The sequence below is a fragment of the Aminobacter sp. BA135 genome (assembly GCF_050859125.1).
Taxonomy (GTDB): domain Bacteria; phylum Pseudomonadota; class Alphaproteobacteria; order Rhizobiales; family Rhizobiaceae; genus Aminobacter; species Aminobacter ciceronei.
This window is the reverse complement of record NZ_CP139572.1, coordinates 1,098,135-1,114,741: the sequence shown is the minus strand read 5'-3', so window position 1 is coordinate 1,114,741 and position 16,607 is coordinate 1,098,135. Positions and strand designations below refer to the sequence as shown.

Here is a 16,607-nt window from a genome sequence, read left to right as displayed (position 1 = left end):
TGGCAGGGTCTCCTAGAGATCGAGAACGAGGCGGTCGCCGGCGGCGCGCGACACACACACCATCATGGACCTGCCCTGCCGGCGTTCTCCCGGCGTAAGCACCTGGTCACGATGGTCGATGGCACCTACCAGAACGCCGCATTCGCAGGTGCCGCAGGAGCCGGAACGACATGAGGATTCGATTGCAATGCCGGCCTCCAAGAGCACGTCGAGCACCGAACGGTCGGCCGGAACCGGAAGCGTCTTGCCGCTGCGGGCGAGTTGCAACTCGAAGGGGCGCTCGCCGTCACCGAGTTCGGGCTCTGTGAAACGTTCGATGGACAGCTGCCAGCCGCGGGCGCCATTTGCAGCATGTGCTTCCAGCGCGTTGAGCAGCGGCAATGGCCCGCAGGCCTGCACCGCCGTACCGTCCGGCAGGCTGCCGAGTTTTGCCTCGAGGTCGAAACGCGGCTCGGCCGAGGCGAGGAAATCCACGGTGCCACCGGCAATGGTGCGCAGCTCCTGCGCATAGGCGAAGCGCGACTCTTTGCGCGCCAGATAGACAAGCTCCCACGCCTTGCCGCGTCGCGAGACCTCCTTGATCATCGGCAACAGCGGCGTGATGCCGATGCCGCCGGCGATGAACAGATATCGGTCAGCCTCGATCAGGGCAAAGGCATTGCGTGGCCCGATCGCCGGCAGGATCGAGCCCGGCACGGCTCTGTCGTGCATCCAGGTCGACCCGCCGCGGCCGTCGGCCTGCTTCAACACGGCGATCCGCCAGCGCATGCGATTCTCCGGATCACCGAGCAGCGAGTAACTGCGGCCCGCCCGTTCACCGCCGAGCTGCAGCTGGAACTCGACATGGGCGCCCGGCTTCCAGGCCGGCAGCGGCGAGCCGTCAACGCTGGCGAAGGTGAACTCTTCGATGCCTTCAGCCACCGCACGCCGTTCCGTCACAGCAAGGGCGAGCGAAGCCGCGCTCAAGAGCTTGGGTTCAATCTGTCCAATGGGAAGCATCTGGTTCATCGCGGGTGTCCATTGGGGATCAGGATGCGGCGGCGCGGTAGCGGTCGATCAGCCAGCCATACATCTGGGCTATGACCTTCTCTTTCGGCGACAGACGACCGCGGGGGGCAAAACGCGACCGCAGGCCGGCCTGGGTGCGGCTCCAGCCGAACAGATCTTCCAGCATGACCGGCCCGAGATCGCTTTTCTCCATCGCCGCCGTCTCGACGAAATCAGGGCCTTCGCGGGTGGATTGTGGGAACAGCCAGGAGACGCCGAAGGACGACTTCTGCGAACCGACCGGCAGCCACAGGAAGTACTTCACCTTGTCCGACATGGTGACGATAAGAAGGTTTGGCATGACGCTGACGTAAATGAGACCCGAGCGCTCCTGCTCGGTCAGACCGGGCAGCAGAGGGTGCAGAATCTTGCCGGTCCGGGTCGGCGCGCCATCCATCACCTGGCTCTTCAGGAAATAGGCGATGATGCCGTTTTCGACATCGGTGTAGGCAGTGTCCTCGTCGATCGCGCTTTCGGGCGTCGGGTAGAAGTTGCACCACGTGCCGCTATGGAGGTGCGTGCAGTGATAGCATTCGTCACCGTAAATTTTCCAATCCCAATCATAGGTGTCCATCTGCAGCGGCGTCGCCGCCGACAGTGCGGACATGCGGAAATTGGCCAGTTGTTCCGACAAATGTGAGAGCCGCTCTGAGACCGGCGCAAGGCTGTCGTCGAAGGTGATGAAGATGAAGCCTTCCCAAAGCTCGCTGCGAATGCGCGGCAGGCAGACTGCACTCTTGTCGAAGTCGGCGAAGTCATTCAATGCCGGGGCGGACAGCAGGTCGCCCTCCAGGCTGTAGACCCAGGAGTGCATCGGGCAGCGGATTCGCCTGGTGTTGCCGTGTCCCTCGACCAGCAGCATGCTGCGGTGCTGGCAGACATTGGTCAGAACGTTGACCGTGCCCGATCCGTCACGGATGGCGACCAGCGGCTCGTTGCCGACGGTGACGGTGAAGTAGTCGCCGGTGTTCGGGATGTCGGTGGCGCGACCGATGCAGAACCACTCCTTTTCCCAGATCGCCTTGAACTCGAAGTCAAAGAATTCCGGCGAGGTGAAAGTTGCCGCCGGCAAAGAGTGTGCCGGACCGTCGACGCCGTCGGAGAGATCGAACTCACTCAGCGGGATCGGGCACTTCACCTTCGCGGAATTGTTCTTGTCCAGCATTTTCAATCTCTTCTTGGGCTATGGCTGAAAGGCTTGGCGTTTGTTGCGGAATTTATAGGTCCCGAAATGCTGGGCCGAAAACCGCCAAAACAACGAAGCTTGTCCTCAGCAAAACCTAGGTCGGAGAAGAGCGACATTCGCGTTGCCAGCCGCCGCTGTTTGGCAGCGATGCCCAAGGCTCGGCTGGATGCAGCCTCTCGCCTTGCCGCAACAACTCGATCGAGTTGCCTTCAGGAGAGCGGATAAAGGCCATGTGTCATCGCGTGGTGGCCGGTTGATCAAGATACCGCAAACTGGGTGGACGTCGTCGACCTCGAAAGCCAAGTGCCCGACATTGCGGCCGCCGCGACACTGTTCACACTCCCGATAAGAGTCCCTGGTCATCCACCCATCGGGAGTGCGCATGTTGGCCATGAAAACATCTAATTGGCGCATGCGGCGCACAACGGCTAACCGTCAGCCTATGTGGCGATCATCCTGTGGCAGCGAACGGCATGCCAGGATCGTCGAGATGCTGATCAACACGCCGACGACCTCTACCGCTCCAGGACGGCACGTTCGGCTTGCAAGGGATAGCCCGCGCAAATGGACAAGACCAAGACTGCGTGGGCAAACCAACGATGGACGATGCTCGCCCTCGTCGTAATGATCGGCGTCAATCTACGACCCTTCATCACCGCACCAGCCACCCTGCTCCCGTACATCGTCGAAGACACCGGCATGGGATATGCCGGCATCTCGTTGCTCACTTTGATGCCGATGGCGCTCATGGGCATCGGTGCCTTCGTCGCGCCGGCCATTCAGGCCATGGTCGGAACACGGCAAGGGTTGCTGGCAGCACTCGCCTTGCTGATGGCGGGGTCCTTGCTGCGGTTCGTCGCCTTCAATGACGCTACGATGATCCTGACGGCCATTCTGTGTGGCGCGGGCGTCGCCTTCGTCCAGGCCGTGTTTCCCGGGATTATCAAAGCTCGCTTCCCCGCAAGCGTACCGACGGTCACCGGACTGTATTCGGCCATGATCATGGCCGGCGGCGCCGTTGGTGCGCGGCTGATGCCCGCGTTGGCAAATGCAGGATACAGCTGGCGGGTGGCTCTCGCCTGGCTGGCCGCTCCCGTTTTCGTGGCATTGCTGGCCGCCTCCCGCGTCCTCGCCAATGCGAAAGCCACGGGACCTGCCAGGCCGATGACAAGGCTGCTTCTGCTGCGCCCGCGCACCTGGGCACTGATCGCAGCGTTCGGGCTGGTCAACAGCGGCTACTCGTCGATGGTCGCCTGGCTTGCACCCTACTACCAGGCCCAGAGCTGGACGAATTCGCAAAGCAGCAACCTGGTAGCCATCATGGCACTGTGCCAGGCAGTGGCGGCCTTCGGCCTGCCTTTCCTGGCCCGCGGCGCAAACGATCGGCGACCCTGGCTCTTGTTTACGGCCGCCGTCCAGATCATAGGCTTCCTGGGCCTGGCATGTCTTCCAGCACCCTGCGCCTGGCTATGGGTCGCACTCTGTGGCGTAGGCCTCGGCGGCAGCTTCGCGCTCGCCATGGTAACCGCCCTCGACCATCTGCCCCGCCCAGATCAGGCGGGCGCGCTTGCCGCTGCCATGCAAGGAGGCGGGTTCCTGATCGCGGCGCTGGGACCTTACGCCATTGCACTGCTGCATGGTTTTACTGGGAGTTTCGCGGCCGGCTGGGTCATGCACGCCATGCTCGTAACCGCAAGCGCGCTCGTCTATTTCCGTTTCGATCCCAGCCGTTACGGCGAGGTCATGGAGCCGATCGAACCATATCGATCCAGTCCCTCTGGCGCTGCCTAGTTTGACAGCGCATTGCCTTCCGGTGACGCCCGGAAGCACGGTTCGGAGGATAGATCTGCACGCTTTTGGCCGCTAGCCACAAGCACCGCCAACAGCGCATTCAACAAAGAATGGGGTCGGCAAGCGCTTATTCCGGCGCGACCGGCAAGGCACGTTTGTGCGCTGTCGCCAGATGCATCGCGAGGATCCGCTGGCGGGCCGGTTCGGCAATCGATTTGCCTTCCAGAAAGTCGTCGATGTTGTCGTATGTCACGCCATACACCTCTTCGTCGGGCCGCAGCGGCGCATCGTTTTCAAGGTCTGCAGTAGGCACCTTTTCGATCAGTGTCTGCGGTGCGCCAAGATGCGCGGCGATCGCCCGAACGCGCCGCTTCGTGAGACCTTGAAGTGGCGTGATATCGGCAGCACCGTCGCCGAACTTGGTGAAGAACCCCATCAGCGCCTCTGCCGCATGGTCGGTCCCGATCACCAGGCCGCGCACGGCACCCGCCAGCCCATATTGCGCAATCATGCGCTGGCGAGCCTTGATGTTGCCCAGGTGAAAGTCCAGCCGGGCCGGCTCGAAGAGGTCACCGGCATCACGACGGACGTCCGCCAACATGGCGTCCGCCGCCGGCTTGATGTTGATCGTCACCGTGCGGTCCGGGCCGATCGCATTGAGCGCAGTCTGCGCATCGGCCTCATCAGCCTGGATGCCATAGGGCAGGCGAACGGCGATGAATTGCGCCTCATGACCGTGGTCGCGCAGGCGCCGGACGGCGGCTTGCGCCAGCATCGCAGCAGTCAGGGAGTCGACACCGCCGCTGATCCCGAGGACATAGGCGCGCATCGCGGATGCCCTGAGATAGTCGGCCAGAAACGTGATGCGCCGCTCGGTCTCCGCATCGGCGTCGAAGACCGAAGCCACGCCAAGGGTCCGGATGATGTCAGCCTGTAGCTCAAGCACGATGCTCGCTCCCCTGTTTGGCGTGGCAGTGCCCGCTCTGGCGAAAGAAGTTCAGCTCGCGCAGGTAATTCGCGAAGTATCGGCAGTGTCAATGCCCCTACATGGAGAAGGCATTGCCGTCTTGCCGGACTTTCACGAGCCGAGGCCGCGCCAGCCCTCTGGGGAAGCTGACGCGGCCTGTTCTGGTCATTTCGGAGTGCGAGGGGCTCAGACCAGCACGTCGCCGTCGCGGGCGACGATGCGTCCGCCCGAAATGACCAGCTTGCGCGGGGGGCAACGGATCAGCGCATCGGAGACGTTTTCGGCATCGACCAGCACGATATCGGCGCGCGAACCCGCGACCAGGTCATGCACGTCGCGTCCGACAAAATGCGCGCCGCCCTTGGTTGCCAGTTCCACGGCAGCAAGGAGTTTGTCGTCATGGCGCAGACCGCTCAACCGTGCGAACTGATGCGCGACGCGCAGCATATCGCCATCGCCGAAGGGCGACCACAAATCGCGGGTGCCGTCGGTGCCTAGCCCGAGAGGCACGGAACGCTGCCGCATCTGCTGCCAGGGAAGCGGCGCCGTACCGCCCATGGCAACCGTCGTCCATGAAACACCCGCTTCCGCGAGCTTCTCGACGATCTCCTCCTGTACGTTCTGGGGCAGCGTGCCGAGCACGAAGCCGTGCGAGATGGTGACGCGACCCTGCAGGCCGGCATCGATCGTGCGACGCATGACCTGCCGAAACTCGTAGACGCCGAGCGAGCCGAACTCGTGCAGGTGGAAGTCGAGCCCGACGTTGCGCTTCACGGCGATGTCGAAGAGCCCGTCCAGCACAGCCTCGACATTGCCGTCGATGGTACCAGGGTCGAGGCCGCCGATATTGTCCGCGCCCGCCTTTGCCGCCTCGTCGAGCAGCTGCATGACGCCGGGGCGGCGCAGCACGCCGTCCTGCGGGAAAGCGACGGTCTCGACCTGGATGGCATCTCCGAGCTCGGCCTTTGCCGCCTCGACGCACTCCAGCCCACGCAACCCGACGCCCAGGTCGACGTCGACATGCGTGCGGGTTGCCGTCGTGCCGTTGCGCACGAACTGGCGCAGCACGGCGGCCGAGGACGCTGCATTCGGAACGCCGTACTTGTCGCGCTGGGCGCGCTCGTTGGCGATCCAGCCTTCGACGGTCGGGCGGTCGGAGTAGGTGTAACCGACCCAGGGCTTGCCCCACCAGCTCTTGTCGACATGAGCATGGGTGTTGACGAAGCCGGGCATGGCAAGCAGGCCGTTGCCGTCGACGTCGCCGGCTTCCGCCTTCGAGGCCGGGCGTATGCCGGCAATCCGGTCACCCTCGATCAGGATGTCCACCGGCTCGGCGCCCCACGGGCGCACGTTGGACAGCGCGTAACTCTTGTCTCTCATCATGTTGGTCCTTGAATTGTCGTCATACGGTCGCGGTCGGACCGAGGCTCAGCGGACGCGACGCAGGAATGCCGCGGTCCGTTCATGCCTTGGGTTGTCGAGCACATCGCGCGCCGGCCCGTCCTCGAGAACGCGGCCCTGGTCCATGAACACCACCCGGTCGGCAACCTCGCGGGCGAAGCCGATCTCGTGCGTGACGACCAGCATCGTCATGCCTTCTTCGGCTACCTTTCGCATGGTGGTGAGCACCTCGCCGACAAGCTCGGGGTCGAGTGCGCTGGTCGGTTCATCGAACATCATCAGACGCGGTTCCATCGCCAGCGCCCGGGCGATGGCCACGCGCTGCTGCTGACCACCCGACAGCTGGCTCGGATAGGCATCGGCCCGCTCGGACATCCCGACAAGCGCAAGCAGCTTCTCGGCCTTGTCGACGCTCTCCTTGCGCGGGCGCTTCAGGATCTGCACCGGGCCGTAGACGACATTCTCCAGGGCGGTCATGTTGCCAAAGAGATTGAAGTGCTGGAACACCATGCCGATATGCTGGCGCGCCTTGGCGACGGCGCGCTCATGCTGTTCGTAGAGCACGCCGCCGCGAAGCTCGTAGCCGATGCGTTCGCCCGCCACCTCGATCAGACCACCATCGACAGGGTCAAGGTGGTTGATGCAGCGCAGCAGCGTGCTCTTGCCCGAGCCGGATGGCCCCAGGACACAGACGATCTCGCCCTTGCGGACCTGGATGTCGACGCCCCGCAGGACATGGTTTTCGCCAAGCCACTTGTTGACGCCCTCGACCTTGAGCATCGTGTTTGTCGCCCCCATCACGCCGTCCCTCCGCTCACGGCGACGGCCACATTTGTGGTCGTCGGACGTTGCTTCTTCCGGCGCGCCTGGCGCGACCCCGGCTGGCTCACATTGAAGTGCTTTTCCAAGAAGTGCTGGCCGATGCTGGCGACGGTGACCAGGAGCAGGTACCAGAGCACCGCGACGATCAGCAGCGGCAGGATCTTGAAGTTCTGGCCATAGACCAGTTGTGCCCTGGTGAGCAGGTCGCTGCCGCCGATGACGGAGACCAGCGACGTCGCCTTGAGCATGCCGATGAACTGGTTGCCCGTCGGCGGGATGATCACGCGAATGCTCTGCGGCAGGACAATCTTGCGAAGCGCCTCGCCGCGGGTCAGTCCGAGGCTCATTCCCGCATCGATCTGTCCGGCCGGCACCGACAGCATGCCGCCGCGGATCACCTCAGCCATGTAGCCGGACTCGGCCAGCGACAGCGCGATCAGACCGGCGGAAAATCCTGAGATGAGGCTGTTCGTGCTGTACCCGAAGATCGTCGGGAACAGCACCGCGAGATTGTACCAGAGCAACACCTGCACCAGCATCGGAACGCCGCGGAAGAACCAGACATACCCACGCCCGATGACGCTCGCGACCTTGTTCTGGCTCTGCATCATCAAGGCGATGACAAAGGCGAGCACGATTGAGATCAGCATCGCGAGCACGGACAGCTGGATCGTCACCCCGACGCCGCCGAGAATGACCGGATGGAACATGAATTGAGCAGCCACGCCCCACTCCATGTTCGGATTGCCGGCCTGGGAAACCGTGAACATCGACAGCAATGCCGCGACAATCAGGGCGGAGACGATCTGCCCATATTTCATGCGTTGCTTGGCGCGCAAAGGCGCAGACTGCGTTGCGGGCTCTTCGCCCGGCCGCCGCACATAGTGCGCAACGACCGGGCTGACTTCGCTTTGCTCAGAGCCCTCGAAATTGAGGTGCGACATGAGGTTCAGTCCTTCGCCAGATTGACCCCGTAGTCTTCGAGTTTGATGACTTCGACCTTCCAGTCGGCAAGGATCTTGTCATAGGTGCCGTCTTCATGGATGGCCTTGAGTGCCGCGACGAAGCCGTCACGCAGCGCGCTCTCCTCCTTGTTGAAGGTCACCCCGAGATAGACCTTCGGCTCGAACTCGATCGGCAGGGAGTCGAGCACATCGCCGGTCTCGCGCATTAAGACGGACACGGCCAGGTCAGGCCAGATCATCGCATCGATGCGGCCGGAGGTGAGGGCAAGGTTCTTGTCGCTGCTGTTGGGGTAGGACACGAGCTTCGTCGGTTCCTTGCCTTCGGCAGTGCATGCCGCGGCCATCAGGTCGACCAGACGCTGCGCGTCGCTGCCCTTGACGTCACCGATCGTGATGCCGCAGCCGCCGTTTACCGCACCCGTTATACCCTTGGGATTGCCCTTGGCGATCATGAACACCGAGCCGGCCAGCTGGTAGTCGATGAAGTCGACCTTTTCCTGGCGGTTCTTGCGGTCGGTCATGCCCGCGATCGCTGCATCAAACTTCTTGCTCTGCATGCCAATAAGGATCTGGTCGAAGGGCACCTTGTCCCACTGGACCGGCAGGCCGAGCTTTGCTGCCATCGCCTCCATGAGGTCGACATTGTAGCCCTTGATGGCGGACTCGCCGATCGGAGTGAAGTTCGCGGGCTCGAAGTCGGGCTGGGTGGCAATCACCAACACGCCCTTTTCGCGATACTTCTCAGGCACAAGCTTGGCCAGCGGGGCGTCCGGCTTGAACCCGGCCTCCGTGGCGCCAGCCGGACTGTAGGCGGCACCACCGAGCAGGGTCAGGCTCGCTGCCGCTGCACCGATGGCCATCCGGACGCGATGCTTCCAAGGGTATGACATTGCTATTTCTCCTCCGTCTGTTGCAACCGATAAACCGTGGGCCTCCTCCGGCCGCACGTCGGTCAGGGGTTTGCGCTACGATCGGCTTACGGTCTCGGCAGTGGTCTTAGGGACACGGCGGGCAGGCGTGGCGCGGACCCGGAAATGACCTGTGTCGGAGCGTGTTCTGGTCATGCAGTCCAATCTGTCCGAGATGGCTAAGGCGTTTGCAGTCAGCAATTCTCAGTAGCTTCAAATTAGAGCATTTGAAAATTAAATAGATGGATGATATCCATTCGGAAATTTAATTCGAAGAGAATGCGCAGCACGTGCTCGATCCCCGCCTTCTCCGCGCCTTCATCGGCATCCTCGACACGGGCAGCTTCACCCGTGCCGCAGAGCAGCTGCACCTGACGCAATCGACGATCAGCCAGCAGCTCGCCAGGCTGGAGGAGACTGTTGGCCATGCGCTGATTGATCGGGAAGCAAGACCGATCAGCGCCACCGCCTCGGGCGAGCGCCTGCAAGGCTATGCCCGCCGCATCCTCACGCTTCAGCAGGAGGCTCAGGCCGCGCTGGGCGACCCTGCAGGCTTGACGGCCATTCGCATTGGATTGGCAGAAGACATCTTCGACGGCCCGATGGCGGCCTTGTTCCGGGAGTTCGCGCAAGGACGCCGCGAGATCCGGATGGACGTGACATCAGGGCTGAGCCGCGACCTGACCCGGCGCTACCGGGATGGCGAGTTCGACATCGCCGTGGTCAAGGAGCCCGCCCCGAGCGCGGATGCGCGCGCGTCCTTCCCCGAGCCCATGGCGTGGCTCGAGGCGGTCGATTCGGATCGCGACTGGCCGGACCCAATGCCGCTGGTGGTCTTCTCACCGGGCGGCCTGTACCGCGACCAGATGTTCGAGCGCATCGAACGGGAACGCCGCCGCTGGTATGTCGCCTTCTCGAGCAGCAGCCTTCTGAACATTCTTGTGGCTGTCGAGGCTGGCTTTGGCATCACCCTGCTACCCGTCGCAACCACCCCCGGAAGACGGGTCAAGACTTACGCGCCGTTCGGCACCGAACCACCGATTGCCGTCTCCATTTACTCCTGGGAGCAGACCGGCCCGGTCAAGGAACTTGTCGACTGGATGTCTGCCATGCTGGGCCTGCGCGCCAGCGCGACCAACGCCATCATTCAAGGCTGATCAGCACAATTCGCAAACCGCCTGGCGCGGGCATCAGCCGACTGCCCCGTCCTGCTCAATTCAGGATTGGATAGCTCGGCGCGAAGATCTCCGACACCGGCGGATGCTCAAAGCTTCTGTCGGGATACTTGGCGATCAGCCCTTCGAATTGCCCCTGGGCGCGTTCGCGAGCGGCACGTATATCGAGACCTGCGAGCTTGCCCTCGAGCATCGACAGGCGGCCGTCGACGAACACCGCCTGCGTGACCTTGCCCGAGCCGCCGAGAACCAGTGTGGTGATCGGATCGACAGTTGGCGTCATGTAGGGGTCGTCGAGGCGGAAGATCGCGATGTCGGCCTTGGTGCCGGCGGCAAGCCGGCCGATATCGGTCCGGCCCAGCGCCTTGGCGCCGCCCAGCGTGGCGGCATCGTAGAGATCCTTGCTGAGAACGGCGTCGGATGCCTTCTCGCTGATCCGGCATCCGACGAGTCCCATCAGCAGGTTCATCAGCATGTCCTGCGGTGCCGTGTCGGTTGCCATGCCGATGTTGATGCCGAGCTTCCGGCAGGAGGCGAAGGAGTTCAGCGTGCTGCCCATGCGCGCAGACACCAGTGGCGAGTGCGCGATAGAGACGCCGTTTTCGGCATAGAGCTTCAGGTCGTCGAGCGAGGCATGGGTGCCGTGCGGGGTGATCAGTCGCTCGCTCAACAGGCCATGATCGCCCATCCAGCGCGGCCCAGACACGCCATGCAGCTTGTGCATGGTGTCGAGCTCGAGCTTGCCCTGGGCCATATGCAGCCGCACCCGGCAATCGAGATCGCGCGCCGCAGCCATCGTCCGCTGCAGGACTTCGAGCGTGCAGGTCTCGACCCGGTCGGGCGCGAGCATGCCGTTGACCAGCCCGCCATGCCGGCCGTGCTGGCGCTCGATGAAAGCTATCGCATCGTCGAGACCGGCCAGCCCTCGTGCCTCGTCGAAGTCAGGCACGATCTTGCCCGGCGCCTCCAGCACCATGCCGCCCGAGCGATAGGCGGGGCTCAGAAACACGCGAAGACCGAGATCGCCGGCTGCATCCGCTGCCGCATCGAATTCGGCGGCCGTCTCGCCCCATTCGCGATAGTAGAGCGAGGCAATAGGTGCGGCCGACGTGACGCCGTTGAGCAAGGACAGGCCGAAGGCGAACTTCTTCTGGAAGGCCAATTCCTCGGGCGAATACATCTCGTAGGGTCCACGCTCGACATAGGAGCGCGGCCAGATGCGGCCCTTGGCCCATCCGGGCTGGTTGTCGTGGACGAGCACATAGGTGTCGATGTCGGACAGCGCATCGAGGTCGATCAGGCCGGGGCTGATCAGCGCTGCGCCGAAGTCGATGCGCCGGGCGACCGCGCCGTCGAAGCGGCGGCCGGCGAAGACGACTTCGCTTCCCTCGATCACCAGCTCACCACGCGGCACCAGGCAGTGCGCTTCGCCACGGTGGGCAAGCAGCCAGTCGGCGGTCAAAAGCGTGCGGCCGGCGGGCCGCTGGCCGAGGGTCAGCTCTTCGGGACGTGTCATCGCCAATCCAGTCTGAAGTCGTCGCGCCTGCCGGCGAGCGGGCGCTGCTAAAGAAAGGGCGCTTCACCTTTCAGGATGAAGCGCCCAGGTCTTGGGAGTTGCTGTCGGCTGGGCTTAGTCGCCGGCCATCTGCGTCAGCCAGTGGCGTGGCTTGTTGTCCGAACGGAAGTCGACGCTCTTGACCTTGGCCTGCGTCGCCCAGGCGATCGGCTGCTGGTGCAGCGGAACGAGGATCGTGTCGTCCTTGGCGATCTTCAGGGCTGCTTCTTCCAGCGCCAGGCGCTTGGCGACGTCAGGTTCCTGCACGGCCTGCGCTACCAGCTTGTCCAGCTCCGGATAGGACCAGCCGCCATAGTTCGAGACGCCGACCTTGTCGTTCTTGGTCGACAGCACCTGGGCCAGGATCGAGTAGGCGTCGAGCGTCGGCTCGTTGGCCCAGCTCAGGTTGAACATATCGGCCTTGCCCTGCGTGCGCTTGGGCGACTGGACGGCACGCGGCGCAATGTCGATCGAGACGTCAAAGCCGGCGCGCTTCAGCATGTTGGCGATGCCGGCGCAGAAGTCCTCCTCGTTGATGCTCTCGTCGTTGGAGCACATGTAGGTGAACTTCAGGCCTTCCTGGCCGGCTTCCTTGAGCAGTGCCTTGGCGCGTTCCGGATCGGCCTTGCTGTAGGTGTCGAGCGACTTGGCATAGCCTGCGATCTCAGGCGCGATCAGCGAGCCGGACGGACGGGCAAGGCCGCGCATCACCTTGGCGTTGATCAGGTCGCGGTCGATCGCAGCCTCGACGGCCTGACGTACACGCACGTCGTTGAACGGGCTGGGACGACCGTCTTCCAGCTTCTCCTTGCGGTTGAAGCCGAGGAAGACCGTGCGGAACTCCTGCTTCTTCAGCACCGTCAGGCCGGGCGTGCTTTCGAGACGCGGCAAATCCTGGATCGGCGCGGAGTCGACGAGGTCGACTTCGCCCGACAGCAGGGCTGCGACACGGGTCGCCGGCGAAGCGATCGGCATGTATTCGATGCGGTCGAGATTGTGCTTCTTCTCATCCCACCAGAGATCGTTGACCAGCAGCACGGTCTTGCTGTCGGCGACGCGGCTTTCGAGCTTGAAGGGGCCCGTGCCGTTGGTGTTGTGCGTGGCGAAGCCTTCCGTCTTGGTGTCGACGGCGGTCGGCTTCTCCGTGTTGTTGTCCTTCAGCCACTTGCCGCTGAACATGAAGATGTTCGTCATGTCGTTGAGGAACAGCGACGTCGGCGCCGAGACCTCGATGTCGACCGTATGGTCATCGACCTTCTTGCTGCTGACGTAGAGCGGGATGTTGCCGCGCAACGGCGAGGCCGGATCGGTGACGCGGTTGAGCGAGGCGATCACGTCGTCCGCGGTGAAGTCGGCACCGTTGTGGAACTTGACGCCCTGGCGCAGGGTGAAGCGCCAGACCTTGTTGTCGATCAGCTCCCACTTGGTCGCCAGCGCCGGCTCGATCTTGAAGTTGGCGTCGTAGCGAACCAGGCCCTCATAGATGTGGTTGAGGAACGACAGGTTGAACGTCGACGCGATCGAATCAGGATCGAGCGAATAGATATCGGCGCGGCCGCCCCAACGCAGGGTTTCGGCACTGGCCGGTGCCGAGATGGCGATTGCTGCAACGGCACCGAGAATGAGTTTCTTAAAGCGAGACATTTTACCTCCCAAGGATCGCGCTTACTGGACCCCACCATCGATCTGATCGACAGGATTGTCAACAATCTTGTTGACGCAATTTCGCTGAATCGGTAGCAAAATTACGTCGAGTCACGCTGGCGCCATGCGGCGTCGAGCCAACCGACGGGGCTGCAGAAGGCCGGCGGCCAGCGGAAATGGAGGAAAAACCGCATGAGCGATCTGCTGTTGCTGCACGGAACCATCGTCACCGTCGACCCCGATCGACGCATCATCGAAGACGGCGCGATCGCGATCAGGGATGACAGGATTGTCGACATTGGTTCGGCGAGCGAGCTCGAACCACGGCATCAGGACAAGAAGGTTGTCGACTGCCGTGGCAAGCTGATCATCCCCGGTCTCATCGACGCCCACGGCCATGCCGGGCACGTGCTGATCCGCAGCATCGCAGCAGACACAAACTCGATGTGGATGCAGATCGTCACCCCGACCTACTACCATTACATGACGCGCGACTATTGGTATGCCGACGGCCTGGTATCGGGCCTCGAGCGCCTGCGCGCCGGCGTCACGACAGGTGTCAGCATCATCGCGTCGATGCCGCGCAGCGACGATCCGGTCTTTGCCAGCAACCATGCCAAGGCCTATGGCGAGATCGGCCTGCGCGAGATCATCTGCGTCGGCCCGGCCGGCCTGCCCTGGCCGCATCCCGTCACACGCTGGGAAAGCGGCAAGCCGGAACGCCGACACATCTCCTTCGACCAGATGATCGAGGGCGCAGAGGCAACGATCCAGGAGCTGAACGGCAGCGCCGACGGACGCATCAAGGTGTTCCTGACGCCTTTCACCATCGTGCCGTCGCTCGATCCGTCCAACGCCAGCACACCGGACCGAGCGGTCAAGCTCACCGACAATGACCGCATGCAGGCCCGCCGCGTGCGCGAAACCGCCCGCAAATGGGGCGTTCGTATCCACTCCGACGCCTTCGCCGGCCAGATCCGCATGGCCTTCCAGGACAAGGAAAACGCCATCCTCGGACCCGACGTCCACCTGCAGCACTGCTGGGGCATATCACATGAAGAGGTCGACATTCTTGCCGAGACCGGCACCTTCGTCACCCACGCCCCACCCGGCCGCTCGACGCCTATCCTCGACATGATCTCCAAGGGTGTGCCGGTTGCCGTCACCTCCGATGGCGTCTCGCCGAGCCGCCACTTCGACATGTTCCAGATGGCGCGGCTTGCCCAGTACACGCAGCACCTGCTGCACAATCACGACCGCTATTTGCTGCCGCCGGGCAAGATGTTCGAGATGATCACCATCGACGCCGCGAGAGCACTCGGCATGGACCACGAGATCGGCTCGCTGGAGGTCGGCAAGAAAGCCGATATCGCCATCATCAACATGCGCCAGCCGCATCTGACGCCGAACTGGATGGTCGTTCACCGGCTGGTCCAGCAGGTTCTCGGCAGCGACGTCGACACCGTCATCGTCGATGGCAAGATCCTGATGGAGGGCGGCAACGTGCTGACCACCGACATGGAACAGGCGCTCGACTTCGGCGAGCGCGAGGCGCAGGCCCTTGTCGAACGGGCAGGCCTGCAGGCGCACATGCACGATCCCGCCTGGGGCAAGCTCTATCGCACCTTCGAGGAAGCGGTAGTGCCACCGGCGCCACCGGTTCTGTAAGATCGGGCAGCCACCATCCACCAAAGCAAAGGGGCCAAGGGCCCCTTTGTCGTTTCCGATACTAGCTGTTCGCCGCTCTCAGCGGCAGATCGACATCGGCAGGCGCCGGTCCCTTCTCGCGCGGGAAATCATAGGCGTTGACCTTCGACGTGACATAGCCGGCGCCGACAAGCGCCTCTGCGATCTTCAGCGCGGCGGTGACGCCGTCGATGACCGGCACGCCCGTCGCCTTGGCCAGACGATCGCACAGGCTCGACATGCCGGCACAGCCGAGGATGATCGCCTCGGCGCGGTCATAGAGCTTTGCCCGCTCGATCGTCTCGATCAGCAGGCGCTCGGCCGTCTCCGGGTCTTCCTCGAGCCCGAGCACCGGCAGGTCGATGGCGTGCACGGCGCGGCAATGGTGCCCGGCGCCATAGGCCTGGACGATGTCCTCGATGATCGGCACCGAGCGCGGCAGCGTGGTGACGACGGAGAAGCGGCGGCTGATCGTCATGGCCACCTGCACGGCAGCCTGGCAGATACCGATCACCGGCCCCTTGGCGACTTCGCGGGCGGCATGCAGGCCGGGGTCGTCGAAGCAGGCGATGACATAGGCGTCGACGCCCTCACCCTCGCCCTTGCGGATTTCAGACAGCATGTCCGGCACCGCCAGCGCCTCGTCGGCGCTGCCTTCGATGCTGACCGGTGTCCTGGTCGGGTTGACGGCGCTCACATGCGTCGCCGCATTGGCAACACGCAGCGCGCTTTCCAGCGCCTGGTTGGTCATGGAAGCGGTCGAATTCGGATTGATCAGGCGGATATGCACTTTGCTGGATCCTACTCGCCGCGTTCGTTTGCCTTGAGCACATCCGCGATCGTCGGTGCCTTCAGCACGAACTGGCGGTCGGAGGTGATGTAGTTGTCTGCGTGAAGCCGGGCGATCGGCTGGTAGACTTCGGGGTTCACATAACGTCCGGCCTCATCGAGGCAGTCGCGGCGCACATGCATGTGCACCACTTCGCCCAGCACGAGCAGGCGGCGCGGATATTCGATCAGCCGCTCGACACGGCATTCGAATGCACATGGCGCGTTGGTCACATAGTCGACGTCGATCTGGGCGCCGCGAGCGGTGGGCAGCCCCGCCATCTCGAGTTCGTCGACATCGCTGTCGAAGCCGAGGCCGCAGACCAGCATTTGCTGCGACAGCGCCATGTCGACCATATTGACCACGAACTCGCCGGTCCGCCGGATGTTGACCACCGTGTCCTTGTCCTCGCCGGAAAGACGCGGCTGGATACCCAGCACGACGATCGGCGGCTCATGCGAGAATACGTTGAAGAAGCTCATCGGGGCTGCATTGCTGCGCCCCGTGGCCGTGCGGGTGGTGACGAGCGCAATCGGCCGCGGACCAATGAAATTGGTCAGCAGGCGATAGCGGCCTTCCATCTCCAGCCTGGTGAAATCGAACTCCATATGCCCTCTCAAACCCGAACCGC

Annotated in this window: 14 protein-coding genes and 1 pseudogene; 3 read left to right on the top strand and 12 right to left on the bottom strand. The window is 63.4% G+C overall.

The genetic code is table 11. The features are described 5' to 3' along the window. Positions 1-12: 12 nt before the first annotated feature. The 3 genes and pseudogenes from SLT36_RS05410 to SLT36_RS05400 all read right to left on the bottom strand — a co-directional run. Positions 13-1,008, bottom strand: a complete 996-nt coding sequence (locus SLT36_RS05410) for a PDR/VanB family oxidoreductase (RefSeq protein WP_432286217.1) — start codon at positions 1,006-1,008, stop codon at positions 13-15. Positions 1,009-1,027: 19 nt separating this feature from the next. Then, positions 1,028-2,212, bottom strand: coding sequence for an aromatic ring-hydroxylating oxygenase subunit alpha (locus SLT36_RS05405; RefSeq protein WP_432286216.1), 1,185 nt, complete (start codon positions 2,210-2,212; stop codon positions 1,028-1,030). Positions 2,213-2,327: 115 nt separating this feature from the next. Then, positions 2,328-2,569: pseudogene (locus tag SLT36_RS05400) on the bottom strand (VOC family protein); the annotation flags it as partial. Between the two features lie 270 nt (positions 2,570-2,839). On the opposite strand from SLT36_RS05400, the gene SLT36_RS05395 reads away from it, so the two are divergent. Further along, positions 2,840-4,024, top strand: coding sequence for an MFS transporter (locus SLT36_RS05395; protein WP_432286215.1), 1,185 nt, complete (start codon positions 2,840-2,842; stop codon positions 4,022-4,024). Between the two features lie 127 nt (positions 4,025-4,151). Here the strand turns inward: SLT36_RS05395 and nadE are convergent, their stop codons facing one another. The 5 genes from nadE to SLT36_RS05370 form a co-directional block, all read right to left on the bottom strand. Further along, a complete protein-coding gene (gene nadE, locus SLT36_RS05390) occupies positions 4,152-4,970 on the bottom strand; it encodes an ammonia-dependent NAD(+) synthetase (RefSeq protein WP_432286214.1) in 819 nt (272 codons plus the stop codon). A gap of 207 nt (positions 4,971-5,177) precedes the next feature. Further along, positions 5,178-6,371 (bottom strand): amidohydrolase, encoded by a 1,194-nt coding sequence (locus tag SLT36_RS05385; protein WP_432286213.1) that lies wholly within the window; start codon positions 6,369-6,371, stop codon positions 5,178-5,180. Positions 6,372-6,419: 48 nt separating this feature from the next. Continuing rightward, positions 6,420-7,190 (bottom strand): amino acid ABC transporter ATP-binding protein, encoded by a 771-nt coding sequence (locus tag SLT36_RS05380; RefSeq protein WP_432286212.1) that lies wholly within the window; start codon positions 7,188-7,190, stop codon positions 6,420-6,422. Then, a complete protein-coding gene (locus tag SLT36_RS05375; protein ID WP_432286211.1) occupies positions 7,190-8,158 on the bottom strand; it encodes an amino acid ABC transporter permease in 969 nt (322 codons plus the stop codon). Before SLT36_RS05375 ends, SLT36_RS05380 begins: the two co-directional genes overlap by 1 nt. A gap of 5 nt (positions 8,159-8,163) precedes the next feature. After that, positions 8,164-9,069: a transporter substrate-binding domain-containing protein gene (locus tag SLT36_RS05370; RefSeq protein ID WP_432286210.1), complete on the bottom strand. Its 906-nt coding sequence runs from the start codon at positions 9,067-9,069 to the stop codon at positions 8,164-8,166. Positions 9,070-9,377: 308 nt separating this feature from the next. On the opposite strand from SLT36_RS05370, the gene SLT36_RS05365 reads away from it, so the two are divergent. Next, positions 9,378-10,244 (top strand): LysR family transcriptional regulator, encoded by an 867-nt coding sequence (locus SLT36_RS05365; protein ID WP_432286209.1) that lies wholly within the window; start codon positions 9,378-9,380, stop codon positions 10,242-10,244. A 55-nt stretch (positions 10,245-10,299) separates the two neighbouring features. On the opposite strand, the gene SLT36_RS05360 is transcribed toward SLT36_RS05365, so the two are convergent. After that, complete coding sequence (locus SLT36_RS05360; protein WP_432286208.1) at positions 10,300-11,778, bottom strand: amidohydrolase family protein; 1,479 nt, start codon at positions 11,776-11,778, stop codon at positions 10,300-10,302. Between the two features lie 114 nt (positions 11,779-11,892). Beyond that, on the bottom strand, positions 11,893-13,461 hold the full coding sequence (locus SLT36_RS05355) for an ABC transporter substrate-binding protein (protein WP_067956292.1): 1,569 nt from the start codon (positions 13,459-13,461) through the stop codon (positions 11,893-11,895). Between the two features lie 192 nt (positions 13,462-13,653). Between SLT36_RS05355 and SLT36_RS05350 the strand changes: the two genes are divergently transcribed. Then, a complete protein-coding gene (locus SLT36_RS05350) occupies positions 13,654-15,129 on the top strand; it encodes an amidohydrolase family protein (protein WP_432286207.1) in 1,476 nt (491 codons plus the stop codon). A gap of 61 nt (positions 15,130-15,190) precedes the next feature. Here the strand turns inward: SLT36_RS05350 and SLT36_RS05345 are convergent, their stop codons facing one another. After that, on the bottom strand, positions 15,191-15,937 hold the full coding sequence (locus SLT36_RS05345; RefSeq protein ID WP_432286206.1) for an aspartate/glutamate racemase family protein: 747 nt from the start codon (positions 15,935-15,937) through the stop codon (positions 15,191-15,193). An 11-nt stretch (positions 15,938-15,948) separates the two neighbouring features. Then, on the bottom strand, positions 15,949-16,584 hold the full coding sequence (locus tag SLT36_RS05340; protein ID WP_432286205.1) for a flavin reductase family protein: 636 nt from the start codon (positions 16,582-16,584) through the stop codon (positions 15,949-15,951). Positions 16,585-16,607: the final 23 nt, after the last annotated feature.